At 71.5% G+C, this 13,722-nt stretch carries 14 protein-coding genes; 13 read left to right on the forward strand and 1 reads right to left on the reverse strand.

Translation table 11 applies throughout. From position 1 onward, the window contains the following. The 9 genes from ACH34Q_RS28670 (at position 1) to ACH34Q_RS28710 (ending at position 8,166) form a co-directional block, all read left to right on the forward strand. Complete coding sequence (locus tag ACH34Q_RS28670; RefSeq protein WP_395986183.1) at positions 1 to 1,590, forward strand: ABC transporter ATP-binding protein; 1,590 nt, start codon at positions 1 to 3, stop codon at positions 1,588 to 1,590. Positions 1,591 to 1,663: 73 nt separating this feature from the next. After that, positions 1,664 to 2,851: an ABC transporter permease gene (locus ACH34Q_RS28675; RefSeq protein WP_395986184.1), complete on the forward strand. Its 1,188-nt coding sequence runs from the start codon at positions 1,664 to 1,666 to the stop codon at positions 2,849 to 2,851. Then, complete coding sequence (locus ACH34Q_RS28680; protein WP_395986185.1) at positions 2,848 to 3,762, forward strand: ABC transporter permease; 915 nt, start codon at positions 2,848 to 2,850, stop codon at positions 3,760 to 3,762. The genes ACH34Q_RS28675 and ACH34Q_RS28680 overlap by 4 nt, the downstream gene beginning before the upstream one ends. Positions 3,763 to 3,845: 83 nt before the next feature. Continuing rightward, complete coding sequence (locus tag ACH34Q_RS28685; RefSeq protein WP_395986186.1) at positions 3,846 to 4,301, forward strand: VOC family protein; 456 nt, start codon at positions 3,846 to 3,848, stop codon at positions 4,299 to 4,301. Continuing rightward, complete coding sequence (locus ACH34Q_RS28690; RefSeq protein WP_395986187.1) at positions 4,283 to 4,777, forward strand: nuclear transport factor 2 family protein; 495 nt, start codon at positions 4,283 to 4,285, stop codon at positions 4,775 to 4,777. Before ACH34Q_RS28685 ends, ACH34Q_RS28690 begins: the two co-directional genes overlap by 19 nt. A 134-nt stretch (positions 4,778 to 4,911) precedes the next feature. Further along, a complete protein-coding gene (locus ACH34Q_RS28695; protein WP_395986188.1) occupies positions 4,912 to 5,730 on the forward strand; it encodes a fumarylacetoacetate hydrolase family protein in 819 nt (272 codons plus the stop codon). Between the two features lie 65 nt (positions 5,731 to 5,795). Next, entirely contained in the window at positions 5,796 to 6,959 is a 1,164-nt protein-coding gene (locus ACH34Q_RS28700; RefSeq protein ID WP_395986189.1) for an amidohydrolase family protein, read from the forward strand. Then, a complete protein-coding gene (locus ACH34Q_RS28705; protein WP_395986190.1) occupies positions 6,956 to 7,780 on the forward strand; it encodes an HpcH/HpaI aldolase/citrate lyase family protein in 825 nt (274 codons plus the stop codon). Before ACH34Q_RS28700 ends, ACH34Q_RS28705 begins: the two co-directional genes overlap by 4 nt. After that, a complete protein-coding gene (locus ACH34Q_RS28710; RefSeq protein WP_395986191.1) occupies positions 7,777 to 8,166 on the forward strand; it encodes a cupin domain-containing protein in 390 nt (129 codons plus the stop codon). The genes ACH34Q_RS28705 and ACH34Q_RS28710 overlap by 4 nt, the downstream gene beginning before the upstream one ends. Before the next feature lie 92 nt (positions 8,167 to 8,258). Here the strand turns inward: ACH34Q_RS28710 and ACH34Q_RS28715 are convergent, their stop codons facing one another. After that, complete coding sequence (locus tag ACH34Q_RS28715) at positions 8,259 to 9,044, reverse strand: IclR family transcriptional regulator (RefSeq protein WP_395986192.1); 786 nt, start codon at positions 9,042 to 9,044, stop codon at positions 8,259 to 8,261. Between the two features lie 348 nt (positions 9,045 to 9,392). Here ACH34Q_RS28715 and ACH34Q_RS28720 point away from each other — a divergent pair, with 348 nt between their 5' ends. The 4 genes from ACH34Q_RS28720 to ACH34Q_RS28735 are packed head-to-tail and all read left to right on the forward strand — an operon-like array spanning position 9,393 to position 13,681. Continuing rightward, on the forward strand, positions 9,393 to 10,751 hold the full coding sequence (locus tag ACH34Q_RS28720) for an SRPBCC family protein (RefSeq protein WP_395986193.1): 1,359 nt from the start codon (positions 9,393 to 9,395) through the stop codon (positions 10,749 to 10,751). Beyond that, a complete protein-coding gene (locus tag ACH34Q_RS28725; protein WP_395986194.1) occupies positions 10,748 to 11,227 on the forward strand; it encodes an aromatic-ring-hydroxylating dioxygenase subunit beta in 480 nt (159 codons plus the stop codon). Before ACH34Q_RS28720 ends, ACH34Q_RS28725 begins: the two co-directional genes overlap by 4 nt. 10 nt (positions 11,228 to 11,237) lie before the next feature. After that, on the forward strand, positions 11,238 to 12,419 hold the full coding sequence (locus tag ACH34Q_RS28730) for a Dabb family protein (protein ID WP_395986195.1): 1,182 nt from the start codon (positions 11,238 to 11,240) through the stop codon (positions 12,417 to 12,419). 5 nt (positions 12,420 to 12,424) lie between these two features. After that, positions 12,425 to 13,681, forward strand: coding sequence for a hypothetical protein (locus ACH34Q_RS28735; RefSeq protein ID WP_395986196.1), 1,257 nt, complete (start codon positions 12,425 to 12,427; stop codon positions 13,679 to 13,681). Positions 13,682 to 13,722 lie beyond the last annotated feature (41 nt).

Genomic DNA, 13,722 nt, shown 5'->3' on the forward strand with positions numbered 1-13,722 from the left:
ATGACCGACCCATCCCACACGGAGCCCGCGGCGCGGGCACCCGCGCTGCGGCTGCGCGGGATCGGCAAGACCTATGGCAAGGTCGTCGCCTGCGATGCCGTTGATCTGACCGTCGAGCGGGGCGAGATCCACGGTCTGCTGGGTGAGAACGGCGCGGGCAAGTCCACCCTCATGAAAATCCTGCTCGGGCTCGTCCGGCGCGACGCGGGAACGATCCACCGCGACGGCCGTCCGGTCGAGGCCGGCAGCCCGCAGGAGGCGATGGCGCTCGGGATCGGCATGGTGCACCAGCACTTCAGCCTGGTCGAGCCGCTGACCGTCTGGGAGAACGTCATCCTGGGCGACACCGGCCGGATCGACCGGGCCCGGGCGTGCGCGGAGGTCGAGGAGGTCGGCCGCCGGTACGGGCTGCCGATCGATCCGCGCGCCCCGGTCTCCCGGCTGTCGGCGGGCGAGCGGCAGCGGGTGGAACTGATCAAGTGCCTGCGCCGCGACCCGTCGGTGCTCGTCCTGGACGAGCCCACCTCGGTGCTCACCCAGGCCGAGTCGGCCGAGCTGTTCGGGGTGCTACGCGAGGTGGTGCGCGGCGAGGACCGCGCGGTGGTCCTGATCAGCCACAAGCTGGCCGAGATCACCGCCGCCACCGACCGGGTGACGGTGCTGCGCCGGGGCCGGGTCGTCTTCCACAGCGAGACCGCCGCGACCAGCCCGCAGGAACTGGCCCGGCAGATGGTCGGCCGGGACGTGTCGCTGCGGGCCGAGGCGGCCGCGCTGGGCATGCTGCCGGTCGAACGCCGCGGCAAGCCCTCCTCCCGGGCGCAGGCCCCGGAAGAGACGGCGGCGGAGGAGCCCGCGCTGCGGCTGGCCGACGTGGTCGTCCGTTCGGAGGGCGTGACCCTGCTCGACGGCTTCGGCCTGGACGTGGCCGCCGGCGAGATCCTCGGCCTGTACGGGGTCGAGGGCAACGGCCAGGCCGCCTTGGGCGACCTGCTGTCCGGGCTGATCGAGCCGGTGTCCGGAACGGTCGAGATCGGCGGCGTACAGGTCGACCCGGCCAAGCCCGGCGCGCTGCACCGGGCCGGGCTCGGCATCGTCCCCGAGGACCGGCACGCCTCCGGGATCGTGCTGGACATGAGCGTCACCGACAACCTGGTGATGAAGTCGCTCGGTGCCGTCAGCGGCCGGCTGCTGGTCGACCGGCGCAAGGCGAACGAGGTGGCACGGCGGCTGGCGGCGGAGTTCAACATCGTCACCTCGTCGCTGGACGCGCCCGTCCGCAGCCTGTCGGGCGGCAACCAGCAGCGCGTGGTGCTCGCCCGCGAGATGTCGGCGTCCCCGTCCGTTCTGGTCGCCGCCCAGCCCACGCACGGCCTGGACGTCGGCGCGATCGAGGACATGTACCTGCGCCTGCGCAAGGCCGCGTCGGGAGGGGTGGCGGTATTGCTGATCAGCACCGAACTGGAGGAGGTCATGGCGCTGGCCTCGCGGATCGCGGTGATCTCCCGTGGCCGGATCGCCGGAGTGCTGTCCACCGGCGAAGCCAGCGCGGAACGGCTGGGGATGCTGGTCGGGGGTGAGGCGGCGGCATGAAGGAGCGAAGCGAGTTCATGACGCCTGTTCTCGGCGGGGGGTGTGGGGGGTCGTCCCCCCACGAGGTGACGACATGAGCGAGGGAGACGGGTCGGGGCGGCGGTTGGCCGCTTATCTCAATCCCGGGGCGCTCGCCTCCGGTTCGGGGTCCGGCGGACTGGCCGTGGCCGGGGTGACGGTTCTCGCCGTCGGGCTCGCGCTGGCACTGTCATCCGTGCTGGTCGCGATCACCGGCGGCTCGCCGGTCGGTGCCGTGAAGGCGCTGTACCAAGGCAGCCTCGCGGACTCGTCGGCGTGGAGTTCCACGCTGCTCTACACGGCACCGCTGCTGCTGGTGGCGATCGGGGCGTGCGTCTGCGTACGGGCCGGGGTGTTCAACCTCGGCCAGGAGGGCCAGGTGCTCATCGGGGCCCTGGCCGGCGCCTGGATCGCCCTCCGGCTGGCATTGCCGGGCCCGGTGCTGCTGCTGACCGTGCTGGTGGGGGCGGCGGTGGCGGGCGGTGCCTGGGCGGGGATCAGCTCGCTGATGCACCGGGTACGGGGCGTCAACATCGTCGTCAGCACGCTGCTGATGACCTTCCTGGCCCAGCAGCTCATCGCGTACGCGGTGAACACGCCCTGGCTGCTGCAGGAGACCAGGCGGGGCGAGGCGACGGTCTCGCCGCAGTCCAACAAGCTGCCGGACGGCGCGCTGCTGGGCTCGTTCGGCGAGTATCCGGGGCTGCAGATCAACCTCGGGCTGCTGATCGCCCTGGTCGCCACCGTGGTGATCGCGGTACTGATCGCGCGCAGCCGGTGGGGCTTCAAGCTGACGATGCTCGGCCTCAACCCCAAGGCGGCCAAGCATGCCGGGGTACGGGTCGCGGCGCTGAGCGGTACGGCGCTGGCCGTGTCCGGCGCGTTCGCCGGGCTCGCGGGCGCCGTCCTGCTGACCAGCCCGGTCGGGACCAACCGCCTGCAGCCGGGGATCTCCAACAACATCGGCTGGGACGGCCTGCTGGTCGCCCTGGTCGCCCGCAACCGGCCGCTGATGGCGGTCCCGGTCGCGCTGCTGTTCGGCGTGCTGCGCTCGGGCGGCGGCTTCCTGGCCTCGACCGGCGTACCGCACTTCCTGGTGGACGTCGTGAAGTCGCTGCTGGTGCTCGCGTTCGTCATCCCGCCGGTGCTGACCACGCTGCTCCGCCGCCGCCGGGACGACCGCCGCGCCGACCGGGAACCCGGCGTCCCGGCACCCAAGGCCAAGGAGGCGGTCGCGTCATGAGCGCCGCGGACAACATCTCCACCATCCTCGCCAGCGGGGCCCGGCTCACCGTGCCGCTCGCGTTCGCCGCCTGCGGGGAGTACCTCGCGGAACGGGCCGGAACGGTCAACATCTCGGTCGAGGCCATGATGCTGAGCGGGGCGTTCGGCTCGTTCGCGGTCGCGTCCGCCACCGGCAGCGCCACCACGGGGCTGCTGGCCGGGCTGATGATCGGGCTGGCCGTGGGGTTCGTGCACGGCAACCTGTCGCACCGCGCGACGGTCAACACGTTCGTCGTGGGCCTGGTGCTGAACACGCTGGCGCTCGGGCTGACCAGCTACCTGATCATCACCGGGACGTTCAAGGGCCACCAGGTGGGCCAGGTGAGCGTGCCGGTGCTGCGCGACATCCCGCTGATCGGCCCGGTGCTGTTCGAGCAGCGGTGGCCGGTCTACCTGCTGATCGCGGTGATCCCGCTGACCTGGTGGCTGATCGAGCGCAGCCGGTGGGGGCTGGAGCTGCGCGCGGTCGGCGAGGACCCGCGGGCCGCCGACGTGACCGGCATCGACGTCAACGGGCGGCGCCGCCAGGCGCTGCTGTGGTGCGGCGCGCTGTCCGGCCTCGGCGGTGCCTACCTGGCGGTCGGCGAGGTCGGCGCGTTCAGCCAGAACATGACCGCCGGCCGGGGGTTCATCGTCATCGCGGCGGTGATCTTCGGTGCCTGGCGGCTCGGCCGCACCCTGCTGGGCTGCGTGCTGTTCGGGCTGGCCGACGCGATGCGGCTGGCGCTGCCCGCGCTGGGCGTCACGCTGAACTCGCAGCTGCTGATCGTCGCGCCCTACCTGCTGGCGCTGCTGGCGATGGTGGTGTTCGTCACCAAGGATCGCGAGCCGCGCGCGCTCGGCAAGGCCATCGAAAGGGGTACGGCCTGAGCTGAGGCCCCGAGAGGCGCAACTCCACCGACTTATCCGGCAAATATGCCCCGCCCCATGGGCGATTCCGAGGAGGACACACTGTGACGACCGGACTGACCGCCGCTCGCTGGACGCATGTCGCGCTGCCGACCGGTGATCTGGACAAGGCGATCGACTTCTACACGTCGCTGACCCCGCTGGTGGTGGTCGAGCGCTTCAAGGACGACGCCGGCGAGAGCGTCTGGCTGTCCAACGACCGCCAGGCCGAGACGCCGTTCGTGCTGGTGCTGGTCTCGTTCAACAAGGACAAGGGCGCGCAGTTGGGGCTGCTGCACCCGTTCGCCCACATCGGCATCGAGGTGCCCGAGCGGTCCGACGTGGACGAGCTGGCCGAGCGCGCCCGCGAGCTGGGCAGCCTGCACTGGGAGCCGCGCGACATGCCGGACCCGGTCGGCTACATCTGCGCGCTGAAGGACCCCGACGGCAACGTCATCGAGATCTCGCACAACCAGAAGGTGTTCGACACCGTCCGGGCCAAGTGGGGAGACGGGTCCTGACCGCCGTCCCCTCGCCGGACGCGCCGGATGCGCCGGATGCGCCGGACGCGTCGACCGATGCCGCGCGGGTGGAGGAACGCACCCGCGCGGCGGTGCTGCGCTATCTCGGCGCGCTCAACCGGCACGACGCCGACCTCATCGCCGGCTGCGTCGCCGAGGACTTCGTCAACGAGCACACCTCCGCCATGGGGCGCGGCGTGACCGGCCGTGCCGCGTACCGGGAGCGGCTGGACGGCTTCCTGGCCGACTTCGACGGGCTGCGGTACGAGCTGGAGGACCTCGTCGTCCGGGACGTCCGGGCCGTCCTGGCCTACCGGATGTCGTTCCGGCTCGTCTCGGCCGGGAACGCGCCGGTACGGATCCGCGGCGTGTTCCGGCTCTGGGTGGGCGCGGACGGCCTCGTCACGCGCCGGGTCGACTACTGGGACGGCGCCGAGGTATCGCGCCAGCTCGCGGGCCCCTCGCCCGGCGATTGACCTTCCCTTCACGGTGGCCGCGCGCCCTCGGGGCGCGCGGCGGTTCCGTGCTGCCCGGCCACTGTCATGTTGCATTACGAGACGGCGTCTCTCATTGCTTGACAGAAATCCATCTCGCATCGAAAGATGGCGTCGTGCATGTTGTACTGACTTCGGCGGGTATCGGGCGGATCGAGGGCGGCGCCATCGCCGTCCTGGACACCCCGTACCCGGACCCCGGCGCCCTGATCGAGGCCACCGGCTCGCTGGACGCGCTGGCCACCGCGCGGGTCGTCCGGCGGATCCCGCTCGACGGCGACCAGGGGCTGCTCGCTCCGCTCGTACGTCCCCGCGCCCTGTGGGGCGTCGGGCTCAACTATCACTCCAAGGCGGAGAAGACCGGCCGCCCCGTACCGTCCGAGCCGGTGCTCTACCTGGCCGCGCCGTCCTCGGTCTCCGGGCCCGGCGCGTCCGTCCGGCTGCCGGCGGAGGAGACGGCCGAGATGGACTACGAGGCCGAGATCGCCCTCGTGATCGGCCGTACCCTCGACCGGGCCGCCGAGCGCGACGCCTGGCCGGCCGTCGCCGCCGTCACCGCCGCCAACGATCTGACCGCCCGCGACGTCATGAAGCGGACCTCGGCACCCGTACTGGCCAAGAGCTTCCCTGGCTTCACCGCGCTCGGCGGCTCGCTGCTGAGCCTGGACGAGATCGCCGACCCGGGCGCGATCGGCGTGCGCTCGTGGGTGGGCGGCGAGCGGCGCCAGGACTGCACCGGCGCCGACATGATCTTCGCGATCCCCGAGCTGCTGGCCCGGATCTCCCGGTACGCCGCGCTCCGGCCCGGCGACGTCGTGCTGACCGGCACGCCCGCCGGGACCGGCCAGGACCGCGGCGAGTTCCTCCGCCCCGGCGACACCGTACGGGTCGAGATCGACGGCGTCCTGCCGCTCACCACCCGGGTCCACGCGTGAAGCCGAGCCTTCCCAGCCCCAGCGTCCCCAACCCCAGCACCCTCACACGATCGGGAGCCACCTCGATGACCACAGCGAACAAGCCCGTCTACGACCACGTGCTCACGGGCGGAACGGTCATCGACCCCGCGTCCGGCGTGAACGCGGTGCTGGACGTGGCGATCAACGGCGCCACCATCGCGGCGGTGGGCAGCGGCCTGGCCGAGGACGCGGCCAAGGTCACCGACTGCGCGGGACGGTGGGTGCTGCCTGGCCTGGTCGAGGGCCACACCCACATCTTCCAGCACGTGTCGAAGGTCGGCGCGCCCCCGGACGAGGCCCACCTGCGCCGCGGCGTGGTCGCCGCCGCCGACGCCGGGACCGCCGGGGCGTCCACGTTCGCCGCGTTCCGCAAGCTGATCGTCGAGCCGTCGCCGATGCGCATCGTGAACTTCCTGAACGTCTCGGTGCTCGGCCTGATCGACTTCCGGTTCGGCGAGCTGATGAACCCCGACACGCTGGTGGTCGACGACGCGCTGGCGACCGCCGCCGCCAACCCCGACGTGGTCCGCGGCTTCAAGATCCGGCTGTCCGAGGACGTGGTGGGCGAGCAGTGGCAGACGCTGCTGAAGAAGTCGCTGAACCTGGCCGAGCAGGCGGGCCTGCCGCTCATGATCCATATCGGCGAGACCTCCGAGCCGCTGCCGATCGTCCTGGACCACCTGCGCCCCGGCGACATCGTCGCGCACTGCTACACCGGCAAGCCGCACGGCATCCTGGACGGCGACCAGGTGCTGCCCGCGGTGATGGCCGCCCGCGAGCGCGGCGTGCTGTTCGACTCGGCGCACGGTAAGAGCAACCTCAGCTTCGAGGTGGCCCGCCGCGCCATCGCGCAGGGCTTCTACCCCGACGTGCTCGGCTCCGACACCAGCGCGCGCAACTGGCACGGCCCGGTCTTCGACCTGCTGACCAGCATGTCGAAGCTGATCGCGCTGGGCGTCCCGCTCACCGAGGCCGTCGCCCGCGCCACCGTGCGCCCGGCGGAGGTCCTGGGCCTGGCCGTCGAGGGGTACGGACGGCTGGAGCCCGGCGGCCCGGCGCACGTCACGGTGGTCGAGGAGACCGCCGAGTGCGTGCTCCCAGATGCGGCCGGCAACACCATCACCGCTCCCCGCCTGGAGCCCACGCTCGTCCTGCACGATGGTGCGGCCGTGGAGACCGTTCCGTGGCGCGGGCTGCCCGCCGCATGACGCCCCCCGCACACGCTCCCTCCCCCGTACACGCTCCGCGAGCGCGGCTGCGGGCGGCACTGGCCCGGGGACGCCGTCCGTCCGGCACCTTCGTCAAGCTGCCCGCGCCGGACGTGGCGGAGCTGTGCGGGCTCGCGGGCTTCGACTTCATCGTCGTCGACCTCGAACACTCGACGCTGACCGAGGCCGACGCGATCGGCCTGGTCCGGCACGCTGAACGGTGCGGGCTCCCGGCCCTCGTCCGCATCCCGGAGGTCGACGCGCCGCTGATCTGCCGGCTGCTGGAGAACGGCGCTGCCGGGTTCCAGCTGTCGATGCTCAGCGGTGCCGCCCAGACCCGGGCGCTCGTACGGGCCACGCGGTTCGCCCCTGAAGGGGCCCGGTCGGTCAGCCTGGCCAACCGGGCCGCAGGCTTCGGACTGCGCCCGTTGGACGGACGGCCGGGCGGCCTGGCGGCTTTCCTGGCCGCCGAACGCGCCGATCCGCCGCTGCTGGTCGGGCAGATCGAGACGCCGTGGTGGCGGGACGGAACCGAGTCCTGGCCGGAGGTGATCGGCGACCTGGACGTGGCCTTCGTCGGCATCACCGACCTGGCCGTGAGCCTGGGCGTCGAGCCGGGCGGCGAGGAACTGCGCGCGGCGGTGGCCGAGGTGCGGGCCGCGGCACACGAATGCGGGATCGCGTTCGGCGGCTGGACCCCGTCCCTCGCCGCCGCCCCGAGCCAGGGCCTGGACGAGGCGCGCTACCTGGTGACGGGCTCCGACCTGCAGATCCTGGCCGCCGGACTGGAAGCGGCGGCCGACCGAGGAGGAAACGGATGACAGAGAACGACCGTACGGCCGGCACGTCCCGTAACGGCAAGCTCTACAGCAAGGTGATCGGCTGGGCCGACCTGCCGGAGACCGAGGTCCGCCCGGGAGTACGGCGGCGCGTCTACTCCACCGACGAGGTCATGGTGGCGCACCACCGGCTCGACGTCGGCATGGACCTCAACCCCCACAGCCACAAGGACTTCGACCAGCTCGTCTACATCGCCGAGGGTCGCTGCAACTACTACGTCGACGGCGTCGCGCACGAGATGACCGCAGGGACGTTCCTGCTGGTGCCCAGCGGCTCCGAGCACTACATCGAGCCGCTGGAAGAGCCGTGCGTCAACATCGACATCTTCGTCCCGCCGCGCGCCGACCTCGCCCCGCCCCTCGGTTGACTCGTGGCGTGTTCGCCTCCGCCGCCGCGGATTCAGGCGAACACGCCACGAGTCAACGGGAGGTCGACGGGTGTGGGTCAGGCGGGTGTGGGTCAGGCGGGTGTGGCGATTGCGCTGGGGGTGTTGCCGAGGCGCTGCGAGAGCTCCTCGGTGATCTCCACCAGGGCCCGCGCCATCTCCGAGCCGGCCTCGCGCGGGACGTCGACCGTGGTCCCCACGATCGCCATCGCGGCGATGATGGCCTCGCCCTCGAAGACCGGCGCGGCGATGGTGTGCACGCCGTTCTGGGACGGGGAGTTGACCGACAGCCGGTGCGCCCGGATCCAGTCGACCTCCTCGCGCAGCTCGGGCGAGCGGCGCAGCAGCTTGCCCAGCGCCGGGGCCTGCTCGGACGGCAGGTACGCGCAGAACACCCGGCCCTGCGCCGAGGTGGTCGGATCGAGCCGGGAGCCGACCCGCACGCTGATCCGGATCAGATGGTCGGTGTTGTCGGCCGAGCGCACGACGGTCGGCGACTCGCCGTCCCAGATGCTCAGCACCACGGTCTGCCCGACGGCCTTGACCAGCCGGTCCATGTACGGCTCGGCGGCGGTCACGATGGGCAGCGCGGCCCGGGCGGCGGCGGCCAGCGTCAGCACCTGCGGGCCCAGCGAGTACAGCGCGGTGCGGTCGTCGTACCGCAGCAGGTTCGCCGCGCGCAGCGCCTTGGTGTAGCGGTGCGCGGTCGCCTTGCTGGCCCCCAGCCGGGCGGTGATCTCGTTCAGGCTCAGATGGGGCCGGCTCACCGTGAACGAGTCCAGGATCAGCGCGGCGCGCTGGACCGTCTGGATCGACGGGGCGCCCTCGGCCGTCGTGTCTCGCGCAGTCCTCGTTGCCATCCGTTCCTCGCTTCTGCCTCGGCCACGTCCGCGTCCCGCCCTGGGCGGCGCCGTGACGGCATGGCACGCCATCCCATCATGCGGGACGCCGTGGGGGTGGGCCATCCGGTGGATTGGTGCGATGCGCCCGTTCGGGCCGCATTCGCCGGGTCACCGACAGCCATCTCTTATTGCGAGACGCAATCATGGCAACTGGGATGGTGGTCGTCAACCGGGGACAGATCGCGGCGGCGGACCCTTGACACGGTGATCCGGACTGCGGAAATCTGTACACGATGCGAGATGGCATCTCGAATCGCTGAACGACACTGATCGAAGTCCGAAACTGCGTGGAGGGGGTGGAGCCCGATGCGTGATCCGAGCGGGGAGGGTCTTCCGGGCCGGCTGGTCGTCGAGGACTGGGACGGGCTGACCTTCCGCGTCAACCGCGCCGCGTACCGTTCGCCGGAGGTCTTCCAGGCGGAACGGGCCCGGATGTGGGGCCGGACCTGGCTCTACCTCGGCCACGAGACCGAGATCGCGGCACCCGACGACTTCCTGACCAGGACGCTGGGCGGCCGGCCGCTGATCTTCTGCCGCGACTCCGGCGGCGAGGTGCGCGCGTTCCTCAACTCGTGCCCGCACCGTGGAACGGTCCTGTGCCGGGAGAACGAGGGCTCCGCCAAGCTGTTCCAGTGCTTCTACCACGCCTGGACGTTCCGCAACAGCGGCGAGGTCGCGGCCATCCCGGGCAAGGACGCCTACGAGGCCGCGGGCGAGGGCTTCCTCGACTCGATGCGGCTGCGCCCCGTTCCCCGGCTGGAGAGCCACGAGGGCTTCGTGTTCGTCGCGTTCGATCCGGACGTGCCGCCGCTGCTCGACCACCTCGGCGACGCCGCCGACTACATGACGATGCTCACCGAGCAGCACGCGGCCGGTATGGAAGTCCTGCTGGGCACCCAGAAGTACGGGGTGCGCGGCAACTGGAAGCTTGCCGTCGAGAACGCCATGGACGGCTACCACTTCTCCCCCACGCACAACACGTTCGTCGGCTACCTGCGCGAGACGGGCTTCGCCGTCACCGACGACGACCAGTACGCCTACAACCTCGGCAACGGCCACTCGCTGCTGGTCCTCACCGGACACGGCGGCCGGATCAGCATGCTGTGGGAGCCGCGCTTCGGCGAGGACGAGAAGCGCCGTACCGAAGAGCACCGCGCTGAGATGGACCGGCGGCTCGGCCCGGAGCGAGCCCGCTACGTCGCCGATGAGAGCCACATCCTGTTCGTGTTCCCCAACCTGCTGCTGTTCGACCTCGAAGGGCTGGGGATCCGGCAGCTCGAACCCGCGTCGGCGGGCCGTACCGACGTCCGCGCCTGGCAGCTCGCGCCGCGCGGCGAGGACGACGAGACCCGGGCGCTGCGGATGAAGACCATGGTCAGCTTCGTCGGCCCGGGCGGCCTGGCCACCCCCGACGACATCGAGGCGTACGAGGCGGTGCAGCGCGGCATCGAGGCCACCGCCGCCGACCCCCGCGAGGGGATCGACTACAGCGACATGTCGCGCGGCATGGACGACGAGGTGAAGGGCGTCCAGGGCCGTTCGATCGACGAGGGCGCGATGCGCGGCTTCTGGCGGCACTGGGTGGACGCGCTGGGCACCGAGGACGGGCTCGCCGTCACCGGCCAACGCCCCGAGCGCTTCCTCGAAGGGCGGAACGTCCGATGATCACGCGCGCCGATGTGGAGGACTTCCTCTACGCCGAGGCCGACATCCTGGACGCCTGGAAGTACGACGAATGGCTCGCGCTGTTCGAGCCCGGCGCCCGCTTCGAGATCCCCACGACCGACTGGACCGGAGCCTCTCCGCACGCGTCCGGCTCGTTCGTCTGCGACGACTGGGACCTGCTCAAGGCCCGCGTCAAGCGGCTCAAGTCGCGCAAGGCGCATGCCGAGAACCCGGCGTCCCGTACCCACCGGCTGGTCTCCAACGTCCGGCTGCACCCGCAGGAGGACCCCGCGCTGTTGCGCGTGACCGCCGCGTTCGTGGTCCACCGGGCCCGGGACGGCGAGTTCGACCCGTACGTGGGCCGCTACGACCACCTGCTGGTGACGGAAGGCGGCGACCTGCGCTTCCGGCTCCGCCGCGCCGTCCTCGGCCACGAATTCCTGTCCGCCGGCAGCCGGCTCAGCTTCATCCTCTGAGGGAACCGTGATGATCAACCACAATCTGGCGTTCCGCTTCCGCCCGGACGTACCGGCGGAGACCGCCGACGCACTCCTGGCCGAGCTGGCGACCTTCCCGGAGCGGTACCCGGCGATGCGCGACTTCGCGCTGGGCCGCAACATCAGCACGCGCGACTCCACGTTCACGCACGCCTTCTCGGTACGGTTCGACTCCGAGGCCGACCTGCGGGCCTACCTCGAGAGCGACTCGCACGAGCGGTTCGTCCGGGAGCGCTGGCGCCCGATCATCGAGGCGCACACCATCGTCAGCTACGAGACCCCCGATGGGGAGACGGGCCGGCCGCGCGCCCCGTACGGCATGGAGTACGCCCGCATCGAGGTTCCGGACCTGCCCCGTACGGTCGAGTTCCTCCAGTACCACGTCGGGCTCCAGCTCGAACAGCACACCGACGAGTACGCCTACCTGCGCGCCGACATCGAGCACCACGCGATCGAGGTGATCAGCGCCCCCGACCGTACCGCCGGGCACACCAGTGCCGTCGGCTACAGCGTCGAGAACGCGGACGTCCTGGCGCGGCTCCGCGCGAGCGTGGTCCGCGCCGGTCACGAGGTCCTCGAACTCCAGGAGCGCCAGCGGGACTTCTGCGAGGACGGCTTCGCGGTCCGCGACCCCGACGGCCTGATCGTTGAGCTGTTCACCGGTTTCCTGGAGTATGCCGAGCCGCCGCTGACCGAGCTACGGCCCGTCGACGTGGTGCACCCGTTCCTCGCGACCGCGAAGTACGAGGAATCGCTGGAGTTCTACACCAAGGTGCTGAACTTCATGCCGTCCGACGAGATCGTCGGGTCCACGACGTTCCTGCGCGGCGAGGACCGCTACCACCACAGCCTCGCCCTGCAGAACAACAAGGAGCACTACGTCGCGCACGTGTGCTTCGCGATGAAGAGCTTCGACCACGTGATGCGCGCCCGCGCCCGTGCCCTCTACAAGGGCGAGCCGATCGCGTCCGACATGGTCAACCACTCGGCCTCGACGTCCATCGCGTTCTACATGCACGACCCTGTGCACGGCCCGCGCTTCGAGCTGTGCGACCGGCACCGCGTCTTCACCCCGGAAGAGCACGAGACCCACCGCGCCCGCCGGATGCCCGCCGACCCGCGCAACATCGACGTGTGGCGCCCTGCCGCCGACGACTGGGGCCGTTTCTGAACGCTGTGTCTCTCAACACGGGGTTGCCCACGGGCGCCGAGATCGTCCGCGTTCTCGAGATCCTCGACGGCGTTCCCTCGCCGTACGGTCACGAGGCCGCCGCCGCCGCGCGCCTGGCCACCTGGTGCGCGGCGCGGTGGCCGCTGATCGAGTGGACGGTGCAGCCGTACGGCGACGGCGGCGCCAACCTCATCGCCGCGCCTCGGGCCGCCCCGCGCGGCATGCCCGCCGGTGACCTGCTGATCTACTCCCACCTCGACACGTCCCTGTCCGGAGATCCGGACGAGGACCGTCCCATCACCGGCCGTTCCGGCGATCCGGGCACGCTCACGGTCACCACCGATCAGGTGGAGGGAGCGGGCCTGGGCGTGGCCCGCGCCCCAGCGGCGGCGGCCCTGATCGGCTTCGTCTCCGCCGTCCTGGCCGACGAAGACCCGCCTTCTGCACGGCTGCTACTGGCCGGCTCGGGCACGCACCGCAGCGTCCTGCACGGCACGGCGGCGAACGCCCGCGTAACCGGCCTGGACCACTTCCTGGCCACGGAGCCCCACCCCGTCGCCGCAGTCGTCGCGAAATGCGGCCCGCCCACGCTCCTCTGGGAGGAACCGGGCGCGCTCTACCTGCGGGTACGTGTACGCGGCCGGCACGGCGCCGTCCTGGCCCCCGAATCGGCCGTCCCATCCGGGGGAGTCATCGCCCACGCCGGCCTGGTCATCGAGGCCATCGAACGCTGGCGTACGGCCTACCTCGCCTCAAGCACAGCCCCGGGCACCCAAGTCGGTCCGGCCGTCGGCATCGGCTCGCTCACCGCAGGCCGCCCCGACAAGGCCGATCTCTTCCCGGCCCTTCTCGAAGCAGGCGTCTACGTAGTGACCGTCCCGGGGGCCGACCCGCACGCGATCGCGACAGCCCTCCACCACGAAATCCAGGCGACTTGCACGAACAGCCCCCTCGCCACCTGCACGATCGAGGTGGACGTCGACGAGGTCCACCCCGCCGCCGCGACGCCGCACGACGCCCCTGTCGTCCGCGCGGCCCGTACCGCCTGGCGCACGGAGTTCGGCACCGACCCTCCACCGATCACCGGCTGGACCGGCTCGACCGACGGCGTCGTCCTGCGCGCCCACGGCATCGACACCGTACGCCTAGGCCCCCAGGCCCGCCCATCCCCGACCGACCCACGCAGAGACGTCCTGAACCTGCCGTCCCTAACCGCCTACGCGAACATCTACGCCCACCTGACCACCCCACGCGCACGTTGACTCGTGGCGTGTTAGCCATTACACAAACACCGGAACGCCAA

Source organism: Actinomadura sp. 9N407, assembly GCF_044326315.1.
In the GTDB taxonomy this organism is placed as follows: Bacteria; Actinomycetota; Actinomycetes; order Streptosporangiales; family Streptosporangiaceae; genus Spirillospora.

What these genes read in the sequence shown, in the direction of transcription:
- ACH34Q_RS28720 (WP_395986193.1), top strand. Translation starts at nt 9,393, where the DNA reads ATGCGTGATCCGAGCGGGGAGGGTCTTCCGGGCCGGCTGGTCGTCGAG.
- ACH34Q_RS28705 (WP_395986190.1), top strand. Translation starts at nt 6,956, where the DNA reads ATGACGCCCCCCGCACACGCTCCCTCCCCCGTACACGCTCCGCGAGCG.
- ACH34Q_RS28680 (WP_395986185.1), top strand. Translation starts at nt 2,848, where the DNA reads ATGAGCGCCGCGGACAACATCTCCACCATCCTCGCCAGCGGGGCCCGG.
- ACH34Q_RS28675 (WP_395986184.1), top strand. Translation starts at nt 1,664, where the DNA reads ATGAGCGAGGGAGACGGGTCGGGGCGGCGGTTGGCCGCTTATCTCAAT.
- ACH34Q_RS28715 (WP_395986192.1), bottom strand. Translation starts at nt 9,044, where the DNA reads ATGGCAACGAGGACTGCGCGAGACACGACGGCCGAGGGCGCCCCGTCG.
- ACH34Q_RS28670 (WP_395986183.1), top strand. Translation starts at nt 1, where the DNA reads ATGACCGACCCATCCCACACGGAGCCCGCGGCGCGGGCACCCGCGCTG.
- ACH34Q_RS28710 (WP_395986191.1), top strand. Translation starts at nt 7,777, where the DNA reads ATGACAGAGAACGACCGTACGGCCGGCACGTCCCGTAACGGCAAGCTC.
- ACH34Q_RS28725 (WP_395986194.1), top strand. Translation starts at nt 10,748, where the DNA reads ATGATCACGCGCGCCGATGTGGAGGACTTCCTCTACGCCGAGGCCGAC.
- ACH34Q_RS28730 (WP_395986195.1), top strand. Translation starts at nt 11,238, where the DNA reads ATGATCAACCACAATCTGGCGTTCCGCTTCCGCCCGGACGTACCGGCG.
- ACH34Q_RS28700 (WP_395986189.1), top strand. Translation starts at nt 5,796, where the DNA reads ATGACCACAGCGAACAAGCCCGTCTACGACCACGTGCTCACGGGCGGA.